This is a genomic window from Pseudomonas sp. P5_B2, assembly GCF_056400445.1.
The window spans coordinates 1-23,471 of the sequence record NZ_JBFULH010000007.1 but is presented as its reverse complement, the minus strand read 5'-3'; the positions used below and the strand labels follow the sequence as shown (position 1 = coordinate 23,471).

General features: G+C 59.2%; 19 protein-coding genes and 1 riboswitch. Of the genes, 12 read left to right on the top strand and 7 right to left on the bottom strand.

Going from position 1 to position 23,471, the window contains the following annotated elements; all coding sequences use genetic code 11:
• Positions 1-207 precede the first annotated feature (207 nt).
• The 7 genes from AC1DRJ_RS02000 to AC1DRJ_RS01970 all read left to right on the top strand — a co-directional run bounded on the left by AC1DRJ_RS02000 (position 208) and on the right by AC1DRJ_RS01970 (position 7,966).
• A complete protein-coding gene (locus AC1DRJ_RS02000; protein ID WP_477800574.1) occupies positions 208-543 on the top strand; it encodes a YceK/YidQ family lipoprotein in 336 nt (111 codons plus the stop codon).
• Between the two features lie 172 nt (positions 544-715).
• Positions 716-2,473 (top strand): carbamoyltransferase family protein, encoded by a 1,758-nt coding sequence (locus AC1DRJ_RS01995; RefSeq protein ID WP_477800573.1) that lies wholly within the window; start codon positions 716-718, stop codon positions 2,471-2,473.
• Complete coding sequence (locus tag AC1DRJ_RS01990; RefSeq protein ID WP_477800572.1) at positions 2,457-3,587, top strand: glycosyltransferase; 1,131 nt, start codon at positions 2,457-2,459, stop codon at positions 3,585-3,587. Before AC1DRJ_RS01995 ends, AC1DRJ_RS01990 begins: the two co-directional genes overlap by 17 nt.
• Positions 3,587-4,483, top strand: a complete 897-nt coding sequence (locus AC1DRJ_RS01985; RefSeq protein ID WP_477800571.1) for a GNAT family N-acetyltransferase — start codon at positions 3,587-3,589, stop codon at positions 4,481-4,483. Before AC1DRJ_RS01990 ends, AC1DRJ_RS01985 begins: the two co-directional genes overlap by 1 nt.
• A gap of 8 nt (positions 4,484-4,491) precedes the next feature.
• A complete protein-coding gene (locus tag AC1DRJ_RS01980; RefSeq protein WP_477800570.1) occupies positions 4,492-5,934 on the top strand; it encodes a PIG-L deacetylase family protein in 1,443 nt (480 codons plus the stop codon).
• The gene (locus AC1DRJ_RS01975) at positions 5,931-7,085 is read left to right on the top strand and encodes a glycosyltransferase family 4 protein (protein WP_477800569.1); all 1,155 of its coding nucleotides are present in this window, start codon (positions 5,931-5,933) and stop codon (positions 7,083-7,085) included. Before AC1DRJ_RS01980 ends, AC1DRJ_RS01975 begins: the two co-directional genes overlap by 4 nt.
• Complete coding sequence (locus tag AC1DRJ_RS01970) at positions 7,082-7,966, top strand: glycosyltransferase (RefSeq protein WP_477800568.1); 885 nt, start codon at positions 7,082-7,084, stop codon at positions 7,964-7,966. The genes AC1DRJ_RS01975 and AC1DRJ_RS01970 overlap by 4 nt, the downstream gene beginning before the upstream one ends.
• Before the next feature lie 48 nt (positions 7,967-8,014).
• Here AC1DRJ_RS01970 and AC1DRJ_RS01965 read toward each other — a convergent pair whose 3' ends face one another.
• Both AC1DRJ_RS01965 and AC1DRJ_RS01960 read right to left on the bottom strand, forming a co-directional pair.
• A complete protein-coding gene (locus AC1DRJ_RS01965; RefSeq protein ID WP_477800567.1) occupies positions 8,015-9,229 on the bottom strand; it encodes an acyltransferase family protein in 1,215 nt (404 codons plus the stop codon).
• Positions 9,229-11,091 (bottom strand): O-antigen ligase family protein, encoded by a 1,863-nt coding sequence (locus AC1DRJ_RS01960; protein ID WP_477800566.1) that lies wholly within the window; start codon positions 11,089-11,091, stop codon positions 9,229-9,231. The genes AC1DRJ_RS01965 and AC1DRJ_RS01960 overlap by 1 nt, the downstream gene beginning before the upstream one ends.
• Positions 11,092-11,247: 156 nt before the next feature.
• Here AC1DRJ_RS01960 and msbA point away from each other — a divergent pair, with 156 nt between their 5' ends.
• Together msbA and hldE are read left to right on the top strand one after the other, a co-directional pair.
• Positions 11,248-13,050, top strand: a complete 1,803-nt coding sequence (msbA, locus tag AC1DRJ_RS01955) for a lipid A export permease/ATP-binding protein MsbA (RefSeq protein ID WP_477800565.1) — start codon at positions 11,248-11,250, stop codon at positions 13,048-13,050.
• A gap of 172 nt (positions 13,051-13,222) precedes the next feature.
• Positions 13,223-14,644: a bifunctional D-glycero-beta-D-manno-heptose-7-phosphate kinase/D-glycero-beta-D-manno-heptose 1-phosphate adenylyltransferase HldE gene (gene hldE / locus AC1DRJ_RS01950; protein ID WP_477800564.1), complete on the top strand. Its 1,422-nt coding sequence runs from the start codon at positions 13,223-13,225 to the stop codon at positions 14,642-14,644.
• An 86-nt stretch (positions 14,645-14,730) separates the two neighbouring features.
• Here the strand turns inward: hldE and AC1DRJ_RS01945 are convergent, their stop codons facing one another.
• The 4 genes from AC1DRJ_RS01945 to AC1DRJ_RS01930 form a co-directional block, all read right to left on the bottom strand.
• Entirely contained in the window at positions 14,731-15,696 is a 966-nt protein-coding gene (locus AC1DRJ_RS01945) for a metal ABC transporter ATPase (protein ID WP_477800563.1), read from the bottom strand.
• 32 nt (positions 15,697-15,728) lie between these two features.
• Positions 15,729-16,541 carry an aldo/keto reductase gene (locus tag AC1DRJ_RS01940; protein ID WP_477800562.1) on the bottom strand — a complete coding sequence of 271 codons (813 nt, stop codon included), beginning with the start codon at positions 16,539-16,541 and terminating at the stop codon, positions 15,729-15,731.
• The gene (locus AC1DRJ_RS01935) at positions 16,538-17,713 is read right to left on the bottom strand and encodes an NAD(P)/FAD-dependent oxidoreductase (protein ID WP_477800561.1); all 1,176 of its coding nucleotides are present in this window, start codon (positions 17,711-17,713) and stop codon (positions 16,538-16,540) included. Before AC1DRJ_RS01935 ends, AC1DRJ_RS01940 begins: the two co-directional genes overlap by 4 nt.
• Positions 17,714-17,829: 116 nt before the next feature.
• The gene (locus AC1DRJ_RS01930) at positions 17,830-18,162 is read right to left on the bottom strand and encodes a DMT family transporter (RefSeq protein WP_015093202.1); all 333 of its coding nucleotides are present in this window, start codon (positions 18,160-18,162) and stop codon (positions 17,830-17,832) included.
• A gap of 103 nt (positions 18,163-18,265) precedes the next feature.
• Here AC1DRJ_RS01930 and AC1DRJ_RS01925 point away from each other — a divergent pair, with 103 nt between their 5' ends.
• Positions 18,266-19,162: a LysR family transcriptional regulator gene (locus tag AC1DRJ_RS01925; protein WP_477800560.1), complete on the top strand. Its 897-nt coding sequence runs from the start codon at positions 18,266-18,268 to the stop codon at positions 19,160-19,162.
• Positions 19,163-19,173: 11 nt separating this feature from the next.
• The gene (waaA, locus tag AC1DRJ_RS01920) at positions 19,174-20,451 is read left to right on the top strand and encodes a lipid IV(A) 3-deoxy-D-manno-octulosonic acid transferase (RefSeq protein WP_477800559.1); all 1,278 of its coding nucleotides are present in this window, start codon (positions 19,174-19,176) and stop codon (positions 20,449-20,451) included.
• Between the two features lie 45 nt (positions 20,452-20,496).
• On the opposite strand, the gene AC1DRJ_RS01915 is transcribed toward waaA, so the two are convergent.
• Positions 20,497-21,936: a TolC family outer membrane protein gene (locus tag AC1DRJ_RS01915; protein ID WP_477800558.1), complete on the bottom strand. Its 1,440-nt coding sequence runs from the start codon at positions 21,934-21,936 to the stop codon at positions 20,497-20,499.
• A gap of 193 nt (positions 21,937-22,129) precedes the next feature.
• Positions 22,130-22,235, top strand: a riboswitch (TPP riboswitch).
• A 168-nt stretch (positions 22,236-22,403) separates the two neighbouring features.
• On the opposite strand from AC1DRJ_RS01915, the gene AC1DRJ_RS01910 reads away from it, so the two are divergent.
• Positions 22,404-23,471: phosphomethylpyrimidine synthase ThiC (locus AC1DRJ_RS01910; protein ID WP_477800557.1), on the top strand; the 1,068-nt coding region annotated here is incomplete at its 3' end.

Below are 23,471 nucleotides of genomic sequence, written 5' to 3'. Positions count from 1 at the left end.
CAAGCCGGTCTCGCTCMCACAGTGGATTTGTTTACGACGCAGATCCAMTGTGKGAGCGAGACCGGCTTGCCGGCGAAGGGGCCAGAYCAGTCACCCGAGATTTGGGGACAAGTTTTTATGAATCGTCCTACATGATCTACAGAGACCATGAACTGTGCCCTGAATAGCCACGATGCTAGTTTGCCTGACGTTCACGGAGGGCAGACTTTGACGATAAAAACGGCTATTGCGATCAGTACTTTCTCACTTGCACTCACTGGCTGCGGTACCGCTGCCACGGTGCTGCAATCTGACGAAGACGCCGCGCGCAGTCTCAGAAAACAAAAAACCTACTGTCAGACCATCCCGCGCATTTACAGCGGCCTGGCCTACGATTTTTGCTACTTGAATGCCCCGCCTGAACCCGCAAGCTACCTTGCATCCTTCGTACTACTGGACCTGGCCTTGTCCGGTGTCCTCGACTCGGTTTGCCTGCCCTATACCCTTTACCGTCAGACCACCGACGGCAATCTCAGTATTTACGGTCGAGCAGGCCGCGGGTAACTATGTCGAGGTCTTCCTACTGCCAGCGCGTGAGCTTGCCGCTTGCCGCTAGAGGCTTACCGCTGCTTTTAAGCTATAATCCCGCCCTTTAGTTGTCTCTCGCTGCTTGCGGGGGCACATTAATTTTTGAGGCGCTTGTCGCCTGCATGCAGACTAAAGAGGCTAGACCCCTGTGGCATTGACGATTCTTGGCCTGTCCGGCGCCCTTAGCCATGATCCTTCCGCAGCCTTGTACATCGACGGCAAGCTGGTCGCGGCGGCTGAAGAAGAGCGCTTTGTGCGCGATAAACATGCAAAGAACCGCATGCCCTACGAATCGGCGAAGTTCTGCCTTGAACAGGCGGGCATCAAGCCGTCGGACGTTGACGTGGTCGCGATCCCTTTCGCCCCGATCAGCCTGTTCGGCAAGGCTCGGTGGCAGTACGCCAAGCGTTACTGGTACGCTCCGGACCGCGCCCTCGATGCGATCCTGATGGGCAACCGTCGCTACAAGCGCTATCGCAACAAGATAGTCTGGTGCCTCGAGCAACTGGGCTTCGATCCGAAGAAAATCAAGATCGAACCGGTCGAGCATCACCTGGCTCACGCCTCCAGTGCATACCACTGTTCCGGTTTCAAAGAGAAAACCGCGATCCTGGGGATTGACGGCAAGGGTGAGTACGCCACGACCTTCTTCGGTTACGGCGAGAACGGCAAGATCCACAAGATCAAGGAATTCTTCGATCCGGACTCCCTCGGCGGCCTGTATGGCGCGATTACCGAGTTCCTCGGTTTCGATATGCTCGACGGTGAGTTCAAGGTCATGGGCATGGCGCCGTACGGCGACGCCAGCAAATACGATTTCTCGCGCCTGGCTTCGTTCGAAAACGGCGAACTGGTGATCAACACCGATTACGCCAACGTCATCGGCCTGCGTCGCTACAAAGAGAAGGGCAAAGGTTACTACTTCTCGCCGAAGCTGATCGAGTGGCTGGGTCCCAAGCGTGAAGGTGATATCGCCGACGAGCCGTACATCCACTACGCGGCGAGCATTCAAGCGCTGTTCGAAAAGATCTCGCTGCAGATGATCGACTACTACCTGGGCGACGTGCTCAAGGAAACCGGCAAGCTGGCCTACGCCGGCGGTTGTGCGTTGAACGTCAAGCTGAACCAGAAAATCATCGCACGCGACGACGTCAAAGAATTGTTCGTACAGCCTGCATCCGGCGACGCCGGTACGGCGGTCGGCGCGGCGGCGTATGTGTCTAACGCCCGTGGCGTACCGGTCGAGAAGATGGAACACGTCTACCTCGGCCCTTCGTACACCAACGAAGACGTGCTCGCAGCCTGCGCCCGTCACCTGAGCAAACCGGTCTGGCGCAAGCTCGCCAACATGCCGGAAAACATCGCCAAGATCATGGTCGACGGCAACCCGGTCGCCTGGTTCCAGGGGCGCATGGAGTTTGGTCCGCGTGCCTTGGGTGGTCGTTCGATCATCGGTTGCCCGAGCGCCGTTGGCGTGGCTGACCGTATCAACCACCAGATCAAGTTCCGCGAGCGCTGGAGGCCTTTCTGCCCGTCGATGCTCGATACCGTTGCCCCGCAGATGATCAAGATCGATCACCCGGCGCCTTTCATGACCTTCACCTTTGAAGTGGCTGAAGAGTGGAAGACCCGCGTGCCGGAAGTCGTCCACGAAGACGGTACGTCCCGCGCCCAGGTGCTCAAGCGCGAGTACAACCCGCGCTACTACGACATGATGAAAGCGCTGGAAGTGCTGACTGGTAACGGCGTATCGCTGAACACCTCGCTGAACCGTCGTGGCGAGCCAATGATCTGCTCGCCGACCGATGCCCTGAACATGTTCTTCGGTTCCGATCTACAGTACTTGATCATGGAAGACATCCTGGTGGTTAAAGAGGGCGCCAACGCTTATGACTCGCTCGGCTGAACGCCATGTGCTGCAGTTCTGTCACGGCTATGACGGCCCGTTTCTGGACTGTGCCCGGCAGTACGCCAGCCTGTTCGCGGGGACTGGCTATCGAGTGACCACGGTCTTTCTGACCGGGGCCGCCGATAGCGACGTCGCTGCGGGCTGCGCTTCCGATGAAGTGCTGTTTATGGAATACAGCTCCAAGGCTATTCGTGGCCTGAAGCTGGGCGCCATCGCCGATCTGCGCAAGATTGCCGCCTCGCGCAATTTCAGCTTCTGCATTGCCCACCGTTTCAAGCCGATCTACATCGCCTTGCTCAGCACCTCGCTGCCGGTCATTGGCGTGCATCATGCCTTTGGCGATTACAAACGCGGCACCCGCAAACTGTTCGCCCATATTTTCCGCAAGCGCCTCAGCCTGCTCGGGGTCTCCGATGCGGTGCGAGATGACATGCGCCGTTGCCTGCCGAAATGGCCAGCCGGGCGTATTCAGACGCTCTATAACCGTATCGATGTGCCGGCCTTGCAGACCAGTCAGGTCTCGGCTCGCGAAGCCCGGGAAACCCTGGGTCTGTCGCCGGATGCCTGGATTGTGGGCAATGTTGGGCGGTTGCATCCGGACAAGGACCAGACCACGCTGTTGCACGGTTTTGCCTTGGCGTTGCCGCAATTGCCGGCCAACAGCCAACTGGTAGTTCTCGGTAGCGGTCGGCTGGAACAGGACCTCAAGGAGCTGGCCCGCGAATTGGGCATTGGTGATCGAGTGCTGTTCCTCGGCCAAGTGCCGGATGCCCGTCGTTACTTCCGTGCCTTCAATGTGTTTGCCCTGAGCTCCGATCACGAGCCTTTCGGCATGGTGCTGCTGGAAGCCATGGCCGCTGGCGTGCCGTTGCTCGCGACCGCTTGCGGTGGCGCCAGGGAAGTCGTTGAAGGGGTTGGCATTCTGTTTCCGTTGGGCGATGCCGAACGTATGGCTCAAGGGTTGCAACATCTGGCCGCGATGGACGAGCAGCAACGTCACCAGTGTGCCGAGATGATGCTCGACCGCTTGCGTGAGCATTTCTCCGACCGCGCGGTACGCGAAGCTTTCTGGCATTTGCCACACGTCACAGAACTGGCACCGAGGGGCTGATGCTCAACCGATTTCAAGGCTGGCGCGAACGTGGCTGGACGCTGGTCGACGCCTCGACTTATGCAAAGGCATGGCAACGTTTTGGCGGTAGCGTCGCGACTCATCCCATGGTGGTTGAGCGTCTGGCGCAGTTGGCCGAGATCCCGGTCCGTTATCTGGCTTGGGAGCACAACGGTGAAGTGAAAGCCGCCATCCCGACCTGGGGGCGCGACTTGGCACTGTCCAAAGACGTGCTCAAACGCCGTGGTAAAAAAGGCCTGTTCGACCTCGGCAATGCCGAGGTGATTCTGCCGGCTGCCGCCGATGCACAAGCAGCGCTGCGCCATCGCGGACGTTATTTGTCGGCACTGAGCGAAGGCCGATTCACCGATATCAAGCTACAGGCCGAACAACTGGCCATGGCGCGCACGCCCGAAGAACTGTCGAAAAAATTCCGCTATAACCAGCGCCGTGAATTGCGTCTGCTGGAGGAAGCCGGTGGGGTTGTGCGGCCAGTCGCCGAGTTTTCCAGTGCCGAGCTGGCGGCGATTTATTGCGACCTTTTCCAGCGCCGGTGGGGCTTTGCGGCCACGGGTGCCGAGCGCATGGGCGAGGTGATCGAACTGTTGCGCGACTTGCTGATCGGCTCGGTGATTTTCCTCAACGATGCCCCGATCGCCATTCAACTGGTCTACCGCGTCGAAGCACCGGAGTGGATCAGCGTCGAGTACATCAACGGTGGCGTCGATCCCGAAACCCGCGAGTTCAGCCCTGGCAGCGTGCTGAGTTTCCTCAACACCCAAAGCGCCTGGGAACACGCTCGAGCCCTGAATAAACCCCTACGGTTTTCCTTCGGCCGCGCCGACCGGGAATACAAGGACCGCTGGTGCAATTCTGTGCCGGTTTTTACCGTGTGAGTGAACCCATGAGCCGCAAACAGAAACTGCTCAAGCGCCACCGGCGCAACAAACGTATCAGCCTGTTGGTCGCGCTGATGCTGTTGATTGCCATCGGCGTGCTGGTCGCCTGGTGGTTGCCGCTGGTGTTTGCGGTGCTGGGCTGGATTGCCCACGAGGCCTGGTTCGCCGACCACCTGTTTTATTCCCCTAAAGACGATTACCAATACAGCTTCCCGCCCTACACCCCGCAACCCAAGGTGTATCTGGACGGCGAGCGCTTGCGTCTGGACGAAGGCGTGATGCTGGTCGACGACGCCACGCTGGTGTTGGCGCTACGGGTGAAAAGCACCTGGCTGGGGCGCTTTATCGACCCGGTGGTGGAGCTGTCGGGTGGTGACAACCCGGACCGACTAACGTTTGAGCGCGGGGTAAATGGCCTGCGTTATCTGAACCTCAGTGGGCAGGCGCAAGTGTTGTCGCGTGGTGAGCTGCGCCTGTGTGGACGTTACTGCCGCCTGCTCGGCGAGCCGGTGTTGTGGGCGCTGGAGCAACCCGACTTCCGTCGGCAACGGGTGATGGTAATCGCGCCCCACGCCGACGACGCCGAACTGGCTGCCTATGGTTTGTACAGCCAGGCCGATGAAGCCTGGATCGTGACCCTGACGGCCGGTGAAATCGAAGCCGAACACTATCAACAGCTCGGCCTGAACAAGGTCGAGGCGTCGCGGCTCAAGGGCCGTTTGCGTGCGTGGGACAGCATTGCCGTACCTCGTTGGGCTGGCGTCCCCGAAGCTCATTGTGTGCAACTGGGTTATTTCTGCCTCCAACTGTCGGCGATGCAGGCTGCGCCGGCGCAACCGGTCGCTTCGCGGGAAGCGGATCTGAGCGATACGCGACTGTTTCGCCAGTTGAACCCGTTTGCCCTGCCGGGCGATGCCGACGGTGCGCCGACCTGGAACAATTTACTGGCCGATCTACGTGCAGTACTGCTGCGTGCGCGCCCCGAAGTGATCGTACTGCCGCACCCGACCCTTGATCCGCATCCCGATCATATCTGTGCCCAACAAGCGGTTCTCGAAGCGTTGAAAGGCCTGGAGTGGCAGCCGACCGTACTGCTCGGTTACGCCAACCATTTGCACGACAACGACCGTTGGCCAATGGGCGATGCCGGTCATGGCATCGCATTGCCGCCAGCCTTTGACCCGGCGACACCGATGCAGCCTTGCTGCCTGCCGCTGTCGCTGGAGCTTCAACGCGACAAAGCCATGGCGTTGGGCATGATGCATGACCTGCAACCGCCAATGCCGTTCAAGCGACGCCTGCGCCGGTTGATCCAGCGGCTGTTGGCCAAGCGCAAGCCGCCGGTCTACGGCGAGAACGAATTCTTTCGCAAGGCCGTTCGGCGTCACGAGCTTTTGTGGATACTCAAGCACACACCAATCAACGCTTCTCAGCGGGGAGAGTTATGAGCCAGCGGCTAAAGGTTCTGCAATTGCAGCCTGACTACAACGTCAAAGCCCATGATTTTGCCGACCTCGCAGAACAGATCGTCAAGGCGCTGCCCAGTGATCGCTACGAAGTGACGGCGGCGTTCCTGCGTGGCAAGCCGGCGCCGGGTGAGGCTATCAGCCGAGCCGACCGTTCAGTGTATTTCGAGTTTACCGACAAGTCCCTCAAGGGCATGCGCTTGCGGGCGATGTGGACGCTGTACAAGTTTTGCCGCGCGGAAAAATTCGACGTGGTGATCTGTAATCGCTTCAAACCCGTGAACATGATGCTGGCGCTTAACCGCTGGTTGAAAGTGCCACTGTGCATCGGTATTTCCCACGGTTTTGGTGAGTACGACCGGTTTTACCGGCGCCGCCAGACCCAGCGTTTGATTGATCGTCACTGGCGCTTTGTCGGCGTGTCGCCGGCGGTCAAACAGTACCTGTTGGACTGCGACTGCGGTTTTACCGATCAGAATACTTACGCAATCACCAACGCCATCGACATCGAACAGGCCGAAGGCTTGCAGCACAGCCGCGAGCGGGCCCGCGAATTGTTGGGTATCGACCCCTCGGTGCGCTTGATTGGCGCTCTGGGGCGTCTTGTACCGGTCAAGGGCCACACTTATCTGTTGCAGGCGTTTGCCGCGCTCAAGGACAAGTACCCGAACACCCAATTGGCGATCATCGGTGCCGGCCGCGAAGAGTCGCGCCTGAACGCCGAGATTGAGCGCCTGGGCCTGACCGGGCGCGCGCACCTGCTGGGCTTCAAGGAAATCGCCTTGCAGTACATTCGCGCCTTTGATATCTGGACCATGCCGTCCCTGGCTGAAGGCCTCGGGTTGGCGCTGCTGGAAGGCATGAGCGGTCATCTGCCGGTTATCGCCTCCAACGTGCCCGCCATGGTGCCGCTGATTGAAGGGGCGGGCGGTTTGGCGATTACGCCCAAGGATGTACCGAGCCTGGTCGCGGCGCTGGATAACTACCTTGGGCTGTCGGATGACGAGCTCAAGTCCAAGGGTGAGCAAGCCTACCGTTATCTCCAGGAACAACACGACATCGAAGTGTTCCGTCAGGAATACCTGAACCTGATCGACTCCGGCCTGGAACAGGCCCGCAAGGAACACCCATGAGCGCCGAGCAACCTCTCGTCACGGTCATCATCGCGTCGTACAACCACGCTCGATACATCGAGGAAAGCGTTCTCAGCGTCCTCAACCAGACGTATAAGAACATCGAATTGTTGGTGATCGACGACGGTTCCAAAGACGACAGCGTCGAACGCATCAAGGTGCTGCAAGCGCAATATGGATTCGATTTCCGTGTTCAGCAGAATCAGGGGCTGACCAACACGCTCAACGGTGCCATTGCCCGCTCCAGCGGCAGTCTGATCGTGCCGTTCGGTTCGGACGACATCATGATGCCGGAGCGCATCGCCACTCAGGTGGCGTATATGGATGGCAAGCCAGAGGTCGGTATTTGCGCCGGCAATATCGAGTTGATTGACGCCGACGGTAATCTGTACCCGGAGAAGCGTCAGCGCCGTGATGTGCCGTTTCGTCGTCTGGATTTCGATGACATGTTTCTGGAGCGTAAACCCTATCCACCTGCTCCGACCCTGATGATCCGCCGGGAAGCGCTGGATAAAGTGGGCGGGTTCGATCCGAATATTCGTCTGGAAGATTTGTTGATCGAACTGAAGGTGACCCATGCCGGTTACTTTATCGATGGCCTGAATGTGCTGATGGCGCGCTATCGTAAACACGCCACCAACTCTTACAAGAACCACCGCTTCATGATCGACAGCATCCTGCGTACCTACGCGCTGTTCAGCGATCACCCACTGTACGACGAGGTCCGCTACAAGTTCCTCAGCTCAATGTTCCTCAAGACCTCCAACCGTGACCGCAAGCTGGCCCGCGAGCTGCTGGCGCAGATCCCGTTCAAGGCCTGGAACAAGAAGACCTGGCGCGGTCTGGGGCGGCTGTACTTCTCGCCGTTGGAAAAAGACTGACCCGGCCTGGATGCGCTCTATGTAGCTGCTACAAGGGATGCGTCAGCTTCAGCTAGCGTTCTCTGTCAGGCCCTTGTTGGCTTTTTTGCCTTGGCGCAGCCACTGCAAGACGTTCTTGCCGGCCGTTATGCCCGGTTTCTCTATGTACAGGAATGTCAGGCTGCTGATGATGATCAGCAGGCAGCTGCACAGGGCCAGCAGCGGCAGAAAGGTCCAGATGTCCCGAACATCCAGATCAAGCACCAGCGGCAGGCGCTGGATGAATACCCACAATACAAAGCCGTGCAACAAATAGGTGCTGTAGCTGATTTCGCCAAGCCAGCGGATGCTGCGCGGTTTCAGCAGGCCGAACAGGGTGTTTCCGGACGCCACAATCACGAAAAACAACGACATGAGCAGCAATGGCCACAGGCTGAAAGCACGGTTGAATGCCGTGAAGGCAATGGTCAATGCCAGCAGCGCGACAATCCCCGCTATTCGAGTCTGACCCCAGGCCACCCATTTCGGTCGGCGAACCCAGTACGCAGCGCCGATGCCTCCAAGGAAGCTCGCCAGAAAGTGTTTTTTCAGCGAGTGCTCCAGGCCGATCAGTTCATACAGGGCGTAAATGCCAATCAGGCACAACACTGTCTGCAGCCAGCTGCCTCGGTAGATAAAAACCATGCCGGCGAGGGGCAGTGCCAAATAGAAAAACACCTCGTAACCCAGGGTCCAGGTGACGTTGGAGATCAGCATGCCGGTTTGGTAGTACTGGTTGACGTCCGGCCTGTCGAAGGTCAGCCAGGCCAGGATCTGGCCGACGAAGTCGAGCCCGGAGTCCTTGAGTTCCCAGTTTTGCAGGTAGAACACCGTGACAAACACGATCAGCATCAGAGGCAAGTACAACGGGTACAGGCGAAACAGCCGCGAAACCGCAAAGGCCAGCCAATCGTGTTGACGACCCTGGGTGAGTAGTCGATTCCAAAACAGGAAACCGGTGATCATGAAAAACAGCGCGACACTGCCTTGGCCAAGTTGTGAGTAAAAATTGCTCGGCGGAAAACCAAACACACCCGTGCGCAGGAAGATCAAGGTAATAATCGCGTGGTGCACAAACACGCCGAATGCCAGATAACCGCGTAGCCCATCAATGCTGGCATACCGGCTTTCACTRGAATGTTCGATCTGACGGGCAATTTTCGGCACGGCGCGCAACAGCAGGGCGGCCGTCACAATGGCCAGCAAATAAGCTACCAGCGCAATGAGAGGGTTGGTTGCAGTCATTAATGAGCCTTGACCGGGGAACTCCCGGCCAGCACTTGTCTGTGCAGGTTATCAACAGCCGACTTCGACGCCATCATGGCGTAGCCCTGAAGCAGTGCTTCAAAGTGTTCTTCGAACAGCCAGCGCTTGTCTACGTTGTAACGCTGCATATGGCGCAGATTGCGCTGACGCAGGGACAGGCTCAACGAAGAAGGGTAAATGCGCAGGTCGGCTACATCGATCAAGCCGAACTCACCATCTTCAAGCACCAGAACGTTACCCAGGTGCAGAGAGCGGAAATAAACACCTTGTTCATGGAGTTGAGCCATGAACTTGCCAAATCGCTCCACCAGCGCCTGGCGCACTGCGGGTGCGGTTATGCCTTGCAAGACCTGGCGCAAGGTATTGCCGGGCAGCGGCGAGTAGTGCACGGCGCTGCTGCCGTCTGAGAGGCGATAAAGGTCAAGAATAGGCGGGGTCGGGAACCCCATGCTGCGCAGTTGCTCGCTGTTGACGGCAAAGCGTTCGGAGTAAGGATTGAAACTGCCCGAGGTGTACCAGCGACGGCCGCGGAATAGCTTGAGGAAGCTGCCATCGATTAGACGCAAGACTTTGGGGCCCAGGCCATCTTCTTCGATTACCTGCGCTTGGGCGGTCAATTGCTGCTGGGCCGTTGGCGTCAGCGTCTTGAGGGGCATTGCCAGCAAACGTCTGGCGCGTTGGTTGATGCTCAGTGCGACGATCAGCGCCAGCGGGATCCACAGCAGGAACCAGTGCTCCTTGGGCCGGGAGATGATGCCGCCACCCTCGGTCAGGCCCGCGCCTATGCCGAATACCAGCAAGGTCGATGCGATGATAAAGAGGGGTTGCACACGATTACGCCAACTGCTCAACAAACTCCAGGCCTGGAAAAACAACCATGGCACTAAACCCACAATACCGACGTAATAAAGCACGCCCAGGGCAAAGCTGTGGGGTTCCTGAAAGTTGATACCGAGGCCGGGGTCGATGGCCAGATTGGCGCTATAACCATGACCGATCCATGGATGATCGGCTATTTTATTGATAGCCATTTGCCAGATTTCGAAGCGGTAAGAGTCGCCTCGTTCGATGATCATTTGCGCAAACAGCACATAAACCGTGGCTCCGCTGGCGGCCAGCGCGCCCAGCAATACAACGGAGCGACGGTTCCAGCAAATGAAACCCAGCCAAAGTGCCGCCAGTGTCAGTGCAACCAGAGGCGTCCTGGAGCCGGTGGCAATCACGGCGGCCAACATGATTGCCATCGCCGGAAGACTCAGCCAGAGCATCTGGCGGCGCTTGCAGATCATGCTCATGCTCAGCCAGTAGGTCGCGTAAAAGCCATACATGTGTGAGCTGAGCAGCGGGTTGTCGAATGCACCGCCACCGATCAAACGCATGCCCGGCTCGTACACACGAGTGAACATGAACAGGCTGTGGGCGGTGCCGACCAGTCCGACCAATGCCGCGGCGAACAGCAGGGGGTGAATGATTTCGCTGCGATAGCGCACCAGCAAGTAGCTGCCTGCGAATAGCAGCAGCGTATGCATCGGTGCTTTGAATTGCCCGGAGAAACTATCTTTTCCCGGTGCCCAGCACAAACTAACCAGCGCCCAGACCGTGAACCCCAGCACGGCAATGAAGATCGGGTTGCGGCCCAATTCCTTGAGTTCGCGCGGATGCAGACACAGGGCGATCAACGCCGGAATGCTGAATAACCCGTAAAAAAGTTTGTGGTGCACACTTCGGCCCGGCAAGAAGAACAGTGCGCAAAGAAGCAAGAGATAGCCAAGTGGAAGAATCCAGAGGCAAATGAAATCGAAAACTCGATTAGACACACTATTGAAACCGCTGAGTTGCATGCTGAGAGATTCAATCCTGAAGTTGATCGGCCATTTCGGGGTGATGGCTATTTGATGCTTATTTCGACGCCTAACAATAACAGCCTTTATGCGATTGCCAGAACCCTGAAGAAGCTGTGCTAAAGTCAGCGTCCTTTTTATCGACAAACGCGTGATATGACCGACTCTAGTCTCTCCGCAAGCCCATCGAGCTTGAAAATCTACTTCCGCCTGCTCGGCTATGTCCGGCCGTACATCAGTCTGTTTCTGATCAGCATTGTCGGCTTTTTGATTTTCGCTTCGACGCAGCCGATGCTTGGTTACATCCTCAAGTACTTTGTCGATGGCCTGTCCAACCCTGAGGCGGTGCTTTTCCCCACGGTGCCTTACCTGCGCGACCTGCAATTGTTGCAGGCGGTACCATTGCTGATCATTCTGATCGCGGCGTGGCAAGGGCTGGGATCTTATCTGGGTAACTACTTTCTGGCCAAGGTTTCCCTCGGGCTGGTTCATGACCTGCGAGTGCAGCTGTTCAATAACCTGCTGGTTCTGCCCAATCGCTATTTCGACAAGCATAACTCGGGTCATCTGATTTCACGTATCACCTTCAACGTGACGATGGTCACCGGGGCGGCCACAGATGCGATCAAGGTCGTAATCCGTGAAGGCATGACCGTGATCTTCCTGTTTGCCTCGCTGCTGTACATGAACTGGCGGCTGACGCTGGTCATGATTGCGATCCTGCCGCTGATCGCCGTCATGGTGCGCACCGCGAGCAAGAAATTCCGCAAGCAGAGCAAGAAAATCCAAGTGGCGATGGGTGACGTGACTCACGTGGCCTCGGAAACCATCCAGGGGTATCGCGTGGTGCGCAGCTTTGGCGGTGAAGTCTACGAAGAGAAGCGTTTCTTCGCAGCCAGTCAGGGCAACACCGACAAACAACTGCGCATGACGCGCACCGGGGCCATTTACACGCCATTGCTGCAACTGGTGATCTACAGCGCCATGGCCGTATTGATGTTTCTGGTGCTGTACCTGCGTGGCGATGCGTCGGCTGGTGACATGGTTGCCTATATCACCCTGGCCGGCCTGTTGCCCAAGCCGATCCGCCAGTTGTCCGAAGTCAGCTCGACCATCCAGAAAGGTGTGGCGGGGGCCGAGAGTATTTTCGAGCAGCTGGACGTCGAGCCTGAAGTCGATACCGGCACCGTGGAGCGCGATGCCGTCAGCGGTCGCCTGGACGTGCGCAATCTGAGCTTCACCTACCCGGGCACCGATCGCCAGGTACTCAATGACATCAGTTTCTCGGCCGAGCCTGGGCAAATGGTGGCGCTGGTTGGGCGGTCGGGCAGCGGCAAGTCGACCCTGGCCAACCTGATTCCACGGTTCTACCACCACGACAAGGGCGAGATCCTGATCGATGGTGTTGAAGTGGAGCAGTACAAACTGCTGAACCTGCGCAAGCACATTGCTCAGGTAACCCAGCATGTRACGTTGTTCAGTGACACGGTGGCCAATAACATTGCTTATGGCGATCTGGCGGGCGCACCTCGTGACGCGATCGAAAGAGCCGCGAAAGATGCCYACGCAATGGATTTCATTGCGCAGTTGCCACAAGGCCTGGACACCCAGGTCGGCGAGAACGGCGTGCTGCTGTCCGGCGGTCAGCGCCAGCGCCTGGCCATCGCTCGGGCCCTGTTGAAAAACGCACCATTGCTAATACTCGACGAAGCCACTTCGGCGCTCGACACCGAATCCGAGCGTCACATTCAGGCGGCACTGGACCAGGTAATGAAAGGCCGGACCACCCTGGTGATCGCTCACCGTCTGTCGACCATCGAAAAGGCTGACCTGATTCTGGTGATGGATCAGGGCCGGATCGTCGAGCGCGGCACCCATGCCGAGCTTCTGGCGCAAAACGGTTACTACGCCCGCCTGAACGCCATGGGCCTCGACGCCCCGGCTGAAGACATCGCCTGACCCTCGGCGTCCGTCAGTTTTAATGACGGCCTGAAAAATCGCAGCCTGAGGTTCTTGAACCTGACCAGGCTGCTTTTTTTTGCTTTTTACGCCCTCGTTCATGCCATGCGCAAGGCCACGCCAACCCTGTGGTAATATCGCGCCCCTGTTCATTCTGTATGTGGGTTGCTCCATGAAGTTGTCCATGCCGCGATTCGATCAAGCCCCTGTCTTGGTGGTCGGCGATGTCATGCTCGACCGTTACTGGCATGGTGGTACCTCACGGATTTCCCCTGAGGCGCCGGTACCGGTTGTCAAGGTCGAGCAAATCGAGGACCGCCCGGGCGGTGCCGCCAACGTTGCGTTGAACATTGCCGCGCTCGGTGCCCCGGCCTCGCTGGTCGGCGTGACCGGCGACGACGAAGCTGCCGACAGCCTGGCCAATAGCCTCAAGGGCGCTGGCGTCCGGGCGCTATTCCAGCGCATCGCGCACCAGCCGACCATCGTCAAGCTACGGGTCATGAGTCGTCACCAGCAACTGCTGCGTATCGACTTTGAAGAACCCTTCGCCACCGATGCCTTGGCGCTTGGCGAGCAAGTCGACGAGTTGCTCGAGGGCATCAAGGTGCTGGTGCTGTCCGACTACGGCAAAGGCGCCCTGAAAAACCATCAGGTTCTGATCCAGGCTGCCCGTGCCCGTGGCATTCCGGTGCTGGCGGATCCCAAGGGCAAGGATTTCTCGATCTACCGTGGTGCCAGCGTAATCACCCCGAACCTCAGCGAGTTCGAAACCATCGTCGGTGGTTGCGCCGATGAGCACGAGCTGGTGAGCAAAGGCGCGCAGCTGATGCACGACCTGGACCTCGGCGCGTTGCTGGTGACCCGTGGTGAACACGGCATGACCTTGCTGCGCCCTGATCATCCTGCGCTGCACTTGCCGGCCCGCGCCCGCGAAGTGTTCGACGTGACCGGTGCCGGCGATACCGTGATTTCTACCTTGGCAGCCGCGATTGCCGCTGGCGAAGAATTGCCGCACGCGGTGGCCCTGGCCAATCTGGCGGCGGGCATCGTGGTCGGCAAACTCGGTACGGCGGCCATCAGCGCCCCGGAACTGCGTCGCGCCATCCAGCGTGAAGAAGGTTCTGAGCGCGGTGTGCTGGGCTTTGAGCAGTTGCTGCTGGCGGTCGACGATGCGCGTGCGCACAAAGAGAAAATCGTCTTCACCAATGGCTGCTTCGACATTCTGCATGCCGGCCACGTGACCTACCTGGAGCAGGCACGGGCCCAGGGCGATCGTCTGATCGTTGCAGTCAATGACGATGCTTCGGTCAGCCGCCTGAAAGGGCCGGGTCGTCCGATCAACAGCGTCGACCGTCGCATGGCGGTATTGGCCGGATTGGGCGCAGTGGATTGGGTCATCAGCTTCCCTGAAGGCACCCCGGAAAACCTGCTGCGTGAGGTCAAGCCGGACGTATTGGTCAAGGGTGGCGATTATGGGATTGACCAAGTGGTCGGCGCGGACATCGTGACTGCTTACGGCGGTACGGTGAAAGTGCTGGGGTTGGTGGCAAACAGCTCGACCACGGCGATAGTCGAAAAAATCCGTAATAACTGACTTGTGGTGAGGGCTTGTTGTGGTGAGGGGGCAAGCCTGCTCACCACAATTAAACCCCGCAGCCACAAAGTTCAGTGGTGTTTTGCCTATTGTGCCGCCTTGCGCGGCACGATCTTCTTCAGCAACTGCTTGGCCTTCCCGCGTAGCCGCGCCAGACCCGAATCCTTCTTCGGTGGACTCAATCCCTGCTGGCGTACCCAGTCCTTCCAGCGAATTCGCTCGTCACGCACTACCCAGCCTTCCTGCTTGGCGAAGCTCTCCGCCAGAAACAAGCCGCGAGTGCTTGCCGGGTATAGCTGATCTTTCTTCAACGTGTAGAGCTCGGCCATCGGCTGACCGTCCTGCAATGGCATCAGGTACAAGTCCGGACGCTTGCGGTCGAGCCGGGCCACCAGTTGATCGCCTTCCAGTCGTTCGTCGACGTGAAAAAGACTCAGGGATTTGGCTTCTTTAGGCACTTCCAGGCGCAAGTCATAGATCAATTGCAACGACGCGGTGGGCAGATGCACGTAAGCCCGCGGCCGTTCGATCAACTGAAGTTTGGCGCAGCGCACCGGGCGCGCCGAACCGGACAACGGCGTCAGGCGAAACGGCAGCGCTTCGCGGTAATGCAGGGCGCTGGCATAGGGCGCCGGCAGCCATGTGTCGTTGAAACGCCCGCCGAGCCAGCCTTCCGGGGTTTCCAGCAGGCATTCTTCGGCTATTTCCTGAATGGCGGTGTGCAACGGCAGGTTCAATTCATGGGCCGGTACGTAGCCGGAGATCAGCTTGAGCACCACGTCGCCACGGTCTTGCCGACGCTGACGCACCAACACCCAGTAATCGCGATTCTGCCAATGCAGGGTCAGGCGCACCGAAACGCCCAGATTGGCCAATTCCAGCGCAAACCGTTCGGTGCTGGCCACCGTCACGAGGCGACGGCGTTGCAGGGTTTGGGTGAAATTGAGCGGCATCCCGACGCTCTGATAGCTCAAGCCTTCGGGAGTTGCTTCGACGTACAGCGGCAGGGTCTTGAAGTTGCTCGGGTTCTTTCGTATGAGCGTACGCGGCATGTCGGCTCCTGCTTAAGGCCGCGCGGGCGGCATCAGTTTCTACGGAGGACCTGGGCAACGGTCGCAACGTTGTGGGCGAGGTGCAGCGGATTGATGGTCCCGACAATAGCACTGGCAACACCTGGATGCTCAAACAACAACTCAAAGCTGGCGCGCACCGGGTCCACGCCTGGACTCAGGCACACATGACCGCTGGCGAGGGCTTTTTTGACCAGAATGGCTTTGCCGTGAGCAGCAGCATAGTCAATGACAGGCTTCTCGTTCTGCTCGTTCAGATTGTAGGTGACCATCGCACAATCACCTTGCTCCAGCGCCTTCAAACCACCCTCGGCGGTTTTTCCGGAAAATCCGAAGCCGCGAATCTTGCCTTCGGCCTTGAGCTCGGCGAGGGTCGCGTAGACCTCGCTGTCATTGAGAATCGCCAGATCGTTGCCGTCGGAGTGCACCAGCACCAGGTCGATAAAATCCGTTTCCAGACGTTGCAGGCTGCGCTCGACTGACAGTCGAGTATGGGCGGCGCTGAAGTCATGGCTCGATTGGCCGTCGGTAAACTCTTCGCCGACCTTGCTGACAATTACCCAGTCCTGACGCTGGCCTCGCAAAAGTGGACCGAGGCGTTCTTCACTGCGGCCATAAGCCGGTGCGGTGTCGATCAGGTTGATGCCCATGTCGCGGGCGAGTTTGAGCAGTCGGCGGGCATCGTCGTCGTCGGGAATCTGGAAGCCGTTGGGATACTTCACGCCTTGGTCGCGGCCGAGTTTGACCGTGCCCAGCCCCAGCGGCGAAACCAGCAGACCGGTGCTGCCCAGCGGGCGGTGCAGATCGTGCAGGGTCGGTTGGCTCATGGCAGCAGTTGATCCCAGGCGGGCACGCCCATCGGTGGTTTTGGCAGCGGCGGCAGTGGCGCGGTCTGGCCCGGCTGGATGCCGTCACGCGTCAGGCTGGCGATGACCCGGTCGGCGAAGTCCGGCGCCAGCGCCAGTTTGGTTGGCCAGCCGACCAATAGCCGACCCTGCTCGGAAACAAAGGCGTTGTCGGGGCGGATAAGTCCCGATTGCAGCGGCTCGGCGCGGTCTACGCGCAAGGTGGCCCATTGCGCGGTGCTCAGGTCGATCCATGGCAGCAACTGCCCGACTTCTTGCTTGGCGGTGGCGATTTGCTCGGCGGGTTCTCGGGCAACGCCGTCGTCTTCGGCGATATCGCCCCCCATGTACCAGACCCACTGGCCATCGGCCGCCGGGTGAGTGGTCACGGTCAGGCGCGGTTTGGTGCCGCCCCCCAGGCAATGGGCGTACATCGGTTTGAGGCCCGGGCCTTTGGCGATGATCATGTGCAACGGCCGGCGCTGCATGGCGGGCTGACTCAGCCCCAACGCTTGCAGCAACTCCGCCGTGCCGGCACCGGCGCTCAGGACAATGCGCTGGGCACGAATCTCGCGTTCGTCGACCTTGAGGCCGACCAGTACGCCACCTTCCAGCAGCGGTTCGATCTTCTGTCCGGCGAGCAGGCCATCACCGGCCAGATCGGCCAGGCGCTGGATCAGGCTTGGCACATCGATCACCAATTCTGCCAGGCGATAGACCTTGCCCTTGAAGCGTTTGTCTTGCAGGGCCGGCGGCAATTGCTCGCCCTTGACCTGATCGACACGGCCGCGCACGGCCTTGCTGGCGAAGAAGCTGGTGAGGTTGCCGGCGAGCGTGCCGGGGGACCAAAGGTAGTGCGCTTCGGACAACAGACGCACGCCAGACAGGTCCAGTTCGCCATCGCCTGCCAGCGCCTCACGCCAGCGACGCGGCATGTCGGCAATGGCTTCCGACGCCCCGGTCAGGGCGCCATGCAGCGCGTACTTGGCGCCGCCGTGAATGATCCCCTGGGACATCACACTCTGCCCGCCGCCGAGGCTGGCGTTTTCCACCAGCACGGTCGAAAACCCCTGGCGGCGCAGACGCGCATTCAGCCAGAGGCCGGCGACACCAGCGCCGACAATCAGAACGTCGGTGGAAATAGGGGATGGCATGGCGGCGACCTCAGTGTTCAAGACGATGGCGCAGTATACAGACTCGAAGAAAAGGGGATTGATGGTGATCAACTGGATGGATGAAAACCTGTGGGAGCGGGCTTGTGTTTCAGGCTTTAGTGGCCTGCAGTTTTGGAGAACAACTGGATGACGACAACGCCCAACACAATCAACGCCATCCCCAGCATCGCCGGCACATCCAGTTTTTGTCCGTAGATAAACAGCGCCGCGACGCTGACCATCACAATGCCCATACCGGCCCAAACCGCATAAGCGACGCCCACCGGAACGCTGCGCACCACCAGGGTCAGCATCCAGAAGGCAATGCCGTAGCCGACTATCACCAGAACCAGAGGCAGGGGTGTACTGAAACCTTTGACGGCTTTCATCGAAACAGTCGCGATCACTTCGGCGCAGATGGCGATGGCCAGGTAGTAGTAAGCGGTCATGGGGGCATCCTCGGGTGAAGTGTTGCTTTCTGAGGTCGGCATTTTAGAGACTCTTCAGATGCGGTAAAGTCATTACCTATCTGTAATGAAGATGGGTTGGTCTATGCAATGGAATCTTGAGCAACTGCGGTTGTTTGTCAGCGTAGCGGAGCAGCGCTCTTTTTCTGCCGTGGCGCGCAATCAGCGCAAGGCGCAGTCGGCGGTCAGCAGTTCGATTGCATTGCTGGAAGAAGACTTGGGCGTCAGCCTGTTCGACCGCAGCAGTGGCCGTCAGCCGAAACTCACCGAGGCCGGCAATGCCTTGCTGGAAGAGGCGCGCGAAGTGTTGCGTCAGTGTGAGCGCCTCAATGGCCGTGCGCTGGCCATGATGCGCGGCCAAGAAGCGCGTTTGCGTGTGGCGCAGGATGAGGCCATGCCCTATCAGCCGATCATCGAAAGCTTCGAAGCCCTGGCCGAAAAATTTCCCAGCCTCGAAGTGCAACTGACCAGTGCCGCCCAGGGCGATGTGGCGCGCAAACTGGTGGAGCGCCGCGCCGATCTGGGGTTGCTGTTTTATCACGACCAGATCCCCGAAGCTCTTGAGCGGCGAGTGGTGGGGAGCGTCGAGATGGTCACGGTGTGCGGCGTTGGCCATCCACTGGCGAAACAGGCTCAAGTCGATTGTCAGGCGCTGGCGCAGCATCGGCAGTTGCTGATGTCCACACAGTCCAGCGTCTATCCCGGTAGCGAACCGGCCAGCCCGCAAGTCTGGCGCGCGGACAGTTTCTACGTCATGGCCGAATGGCTGGTGCGCGGCCTCGGTTGGGCCTGGTTGCCACGGCATGTGGTGCAGTACCCGGCTTATCAGGGCCTGATGGTTGAACTGGACAGCGAATGGACCCCGCCGGCGCTGGTGGTGGAGTTGGTATGGCGTCGTGATGAACCGCTGGGCCCGGCGGCTCGTTGGCTGGCGGAACGTTTTGCCGTGCACTTGCAGGCGATCGGCGAGAAAAGTCGATAAACTCCGCCGCCATGAATAGAACTCTCTATACCGCGCTGTTTTACCTGGGGCTGCCACTGGTAGCAATTCGGCTGTGGCTACGGGCGCGTAAGGCGCCGGCGTACGCCAAGCGTATTGGCGAGCGTTTCTCCCTTGGACTGCCGGTGATGAAACCGGGCGGTATCTGGGTGCACGCGGTGTCGGTGGGCGAAAGCATTGCCGCCGCGCCGATGATTCGCGCCTTGCTGCAACGTTATCCACAGTTGCCGATTACCGTGACCTGCATGACCCCGACCGGATCCGAGCGCATCCTGGCCTTGTTCGCCAATGAATCGCGCATCCAGCACTGCTATTTGCCTTACGATTTACCCTGCGCCGCTGCGCGTTTCCTTGATCGAGTCCGACCAACCCTGGCGGTGATCATGGAGACCGAGCTCTGGCCCAACCACATTCATCAATGCGCCAAACGCGGGATTCCGGTGGCACTGGCCAATGCACGTCTGTCCGAACGCTCGGCCAAGGGTTATGGCCGCTTCAGCAAGTTGACCCAGCCGATGCTCGCCGAGATGAACCTGTTTGCGGTACAGACCGAGGCCGAAGCCCGGCGGTTCCGTGATTTGGGCGCGCGTCCTGACACCGTGGAGGTCACCGGCTCGATCAAATTCGACCTGACCATCGACCCGCACCTGCTGCAACGGGCCGTCGAACTGCGTACCCGGTGGCAGGCGCTTGAACGACCGGTGTGGATCGCCGCCAGCACCCATGAAGGCGAAGACGAAGTGGTCCTCGCGGCCCATCGTCAGTTGCTGGTCGATCATCCCGATGCGTTGTTGATTCTGGTGCCGCGCCATCCGGAGCGTTTCAACACGGTGTTCGAACTGTGTCAGCAGCAGGGTTTTGCCACGCTGCGTCGTTCCACAGGCGAACCGGTGACTTCGGCCACCTCGGTGCTGCTGGGTGACACTATGGGCGAGTTGCTGTTTCTCTACGCCGTGGCCGACAGCGCTTTCGTGGGGGGCAGCCTGATGCCGAACGGCGGGCATAACCTGCTGGAACCGGCCGCGCTGGCCAAGCCTGTCCTGAGTGGCCCGCACCTGTTCAACTTCCTCGAAATCGCCGCGCAATTGCGCAGTGCCGGGGCGTTGCAGGAAGTGGAGGATGCCGAAGGCCTGGCGCTGGCGGTGCAGCGGTTGTTCGAGTTGCCGCGCGATGCGCAGAGGATGGCAGAGGCGGGACTTAAGGTGATGCGCACCAATCAAGGCGCATTGCAGCGATTGCTGGATGGACTGGGGCGGTTGATCGATCGCTGATAAATGGGGTGAGAGGGTTAGCCCCCTCACCACAGTGATGACCTGTTACTGCGGAGGTCTTGCTTTTAATTGCTCCTCAGCCGCCTTCGCCAGACCCGGTGGCAGAAAGTCCTTGTCGGGGTTGTAGTCGGCCTTGAGGTAACGCTTCAGGTCTTCCAGATCTCCCGGGCTCAGTGTCCCGGCCTGCTGTTTCAAGCGCAGGTTGTCGAGGATGTAGTCGTAGCGGGTGTTGTTGTAGTCGCGCACCGAGGTGTACAGCGAACGCTGCGCATCCAGTACGTCGACGATGTTGCGTGTCCCCACCTGATAACCGATTTCGGTCGCTTCCACCGCACTCTGGTTGGAGATGATCGACTGTTTGCGCGCCGAAACCTGATCAACGTCAGTGTTCACCGCGCGGTGCAGATTGCGGGTGCTTTCCACGATCTGCCGGCGCAGCGCTTCGCGTTGCTGCTCGGTCTGGTCCAGCTGAGCATACGATTGACGCACTTGGGAGGTGGTCAGGCCACCGCTGTAAATCGGGATGTTCAGTTGCAGGCCCAGGGTCGTTTGCTCGACGTTGCCACTGTACGGCTGACCAGCGAAGTTCGGGTTGCTGAAACCCAGTGCGTCGTTGTCACCTTTTTCGTATTTCGCCACAGCGTCGACCGTCGGCAAATGACCGGCCTTGCGCTGCTTGAGGGTTTCTTCTGCAGCACTGACCGCGAAGTTGCTGGCCAGCAAATTCAAGTTCTGTCTGGCCGCCGTATCGACCCAGGCTTTGGCGTCGTTCGGAGACGGTGGCAAGATCGGCAGGCTGTGGGTGACGCCCCAAATCGACTTGTATTGACGGTTGGTCAAAGTGATCAGTGCTTCAAACGCGTCATCTACCTGGCGCTGTGCAACGATTCGGTTGGCGCGTGCGGTGTCGTAGCTGGCTTGTGAGTTGAGCACGTCGGTCTTGTCCGACAGGCCAACATCGAAGCGTTCATTGGACTGGTCGAGCTGGCGTTTGAACGCCGCTTCTTCGGCCTTGGTCGACGCCAGGTTGTCTTGGGTACGCAACACGTTGAAGTAATTTTCAGCCGTCTGCAGGATCAGGTTTTGCTCGGTGGCCGAGAGTTGCAGGGCGGCCTGTTCGTTGACGTCCTTGGCGGCCTGGAACTGGAACCAGCGATCAGCACGGAACAGCGGCTGCGCCAGGGTGGCCTGATACGAATTTGCAGCGCGATTGGCCGTCGATGAAGGCTGATCGATCGAGGTGCGCACGTTAGCCAGTTCGGCACCGCCCGAAAGATTGGGCAGCAGGCCGGCACGGGCCTGGGGCACGACTTCTTTCTGTGCGCCATATTGAGCGATGGCCGCCGCGAGGTCGGCGTTGTTGGCCTTTGCTTCCTGGTAGACACTGACCAGATCGTTCTTGTTTGAAACGGGCGCTTCTGCTGCCCAGGCCATTCCATTGGACGCACAAGACACGGCAATGGCCAGTGAGAGTTTGCGCAGCATAGGCGTTCCCTAGAAAAAATATTACACAAATAATTTGAGCGCCAAGGCTAAGGCGCGGCACGTACCACGTCAATGCGTGGCTTGGCGTAGCGAGTGTAGTTGTGCGAGAGGGCGGGAACAATCCGGAATACGCCATTCATCATGGTGTTTATAGCGGTATTGGCGTTCTCTGTCAGTTGTGTCTAGACTGGCCGGGTTCTTGTCGGGGTGCCTTGCTATGAGGCTGAGATCGAATAATTTCGGATCCCGTTGAACCTGATCAGGTTAACGCCTGCGTAGGGAACAAGATTTCTCGTCACCCGGCGAGTCCTCTTGTGCTTCGTCCGGGATGTTGTTCGACAATCGAACACCCCTCGAGCACTGAGCACAGCACCAACAGCATTGTCATGGCTGATTGGCTGCGTCCATTCGTTACAGGTTCGCTCCGACAAAATTCCACTGCCTGGATGCTGTCTGGAGAGCCCGTGATGACGATAAAACCAAAAAATACGATGAACCTGAGTGATTCGGCCCAAGTCGATCAACAGTCGGTTCAACCGTTTACCCGCTCGCAAAAAATCTATGTTCAGGGCTCGCGCCCCGACATCCTCGTGCCTATGCGCGAAATCAGCCTGGACGTGACCCCGACCGATTTCGGCGGCGAGATCAATGCGCCGGTGGTTGTGTACGACACCTCGGGCCCGTACACCGATCCCAATGTCATCATCGACGTGCGCAAAGGCCTGGCCGATGTGCGTTCAGCGTGGATCGAGTCCCGTGGCGACACCGAACGCCTGCCGGGCTTGAGCTCCAACTTCGGCCAGGAACGCCTCGCTGATGCCGAACTGACCAAACTGCGCTTCGCCCACGTCAACAATCCGCGCCGCGCCAAGGCCGGGGCTAACGTCAGCCAGATGCACTACGCCCGCAAAGGCATCATCACCGCCGAGATGGAATACGTTGCCATCCGCGAAAACATGAAGCTGGAAGTGGCCCGCGCCGCCGGCCTGCTGGACCAGCAACACGCCGGCCACAGCTTCGGCGCCAGCGTGCCGAAAATCATCACCCCCGAATTCGTCCGTGACGAGATCGCCCGCGGTCGCGCGATCATTCCGGCCAACATCAACCACACCGAACTGGAACCGATGATCATCGGCCGTAACTTCCTGGTGAAGATCAACGGCAACATCGGCAACAGCGCGCTGGGTTCGTCCATCGAAGAAGAAGTAGCGAAGCTGACCTGGGGCATTCGCTGGGGTTCGGACACGGTCATGGACTTGTCCACCGGCAAACATATTCACGAAACCCGCGAGTGGATCATCCGTAACTCGCCGGTGCCAATCGGTACCGTGCCGATTTACCAGGCCCTGGAAAAAGTCGGCGGCGCCGCTGAAGACCTGACTTGGGAGCTGTTCCGCGACACGCTGATCGAGCAAGCCGAGCAGGGCGTCGACTACTTCACCATCCATGCCGGCGTATTGCTGCGCTACGTGCCGCTGACCGCCAAACGTGTGACCGGTATTGTTTCCCGTGGCGGCTCGATCATGGCCAAGTGG

Bases quoted from the DNA above. Each gene is read 5' to 3' on its own strand.
- AC1DRJ_RS01990 (WP_477800572.1), top strand. From the start codon at position 2,457: ATGACTCGCTCGGCTGAACGCCATGTGCTGCAGTTCTGTCACGGCTAT.
- AC1DRJ_RS01985 (WP_477800571.1), top strand. From the start codon at position 3,587: ATGCTCAACCGATTTCAAGGCTGGCGCGAACGTGGCTGGACGCTGGTC.
- AC1DRJ_RS01980 (WP_477800570.1), top strand. From the start codon at position 4,492: ATGAGCCGCAAACAGAAACTGCTCAAGCGCCACCGGCGCAACAAACGT.
- AC1DRJ_RS01975 (WP_477800569.1), top strand. From the start codon at position 5,931: ATGAGCCAGCGGCTAAAGGTTCTGCAATTGCAGCCTGACTACAACGTC.
- AC1DRJ_RS01970 (WP_477800568.1), top strand. From the start codon at position 7,082: ATGAGCGCCGAGCAACCTCTCGTCACGGTCATCATCGCGTCGTACAAC.
- AC1DRJ_RS01960 (WP_477800566.1), bottom strand. From the start codon at position 11,091: ATGCAACTCAGCGGTTTCAATAGTGTGTCTAATCGAGTTTTCGATTTC.
- hldE (WP_477800564.1), top strand. From the start codon at position 13,223: ATGAAGTTGTCCATGCCGCGATTCGATCAAGCCCCTGTCTTGGTGGTC.
- AC1DRJ_RS01945 (WP_477800563.1), bottom strand. From the start codon at position 15,696: ATGCCGCGTACGCTCATACGAAAGAACCCGAGCAACTTCAAGACCCTG.
- AC1DRJ_RS01940 (WP_477800562.1), bottom strand. From the start codon at position 16,541: ATGAGCCAACCGACCCTGCACGATCTGCACCGCCCGCTGGGCAGCACC.
- AC1DRJ_RS01935 (WP_477800561.1), bottom strand. From the start codon at position 17,713: ATGCCATCCCCTATTTCCACCGACGTTCTGATTGTCGGCGCTGGTGTC.
- AC1DRJ_RS01930 (WP_015093202.1), bottom strand. From the start codon at position 18,162: ATGACCGCTTACTACTACCTGGCCATCGCCATCTGCGCCGAAGTGATC.
- AC1DRJ_RS01925 (WP_477800560.1), top strand. From the start codon at position 18,266: ATGCAATGGAATCTTGAGCAACTGCGGTTGTTTGTCAGCGTAGCGGAG.
- waaA (WP_477800559.1), top strand. From the start codon at position 19,174: ATGAATAGAACTCTCTATACCGCGCTGTTTTACCTGGGGCTGCCACTG.
- AC1DRJ_RS01915 (WP_477800558.1), bottom strand. From the start codon at position 21,936: ATGCTGCGCAAACTCTCACTGGCCATTGCCGTGTCTTGTGCGTCCAAT.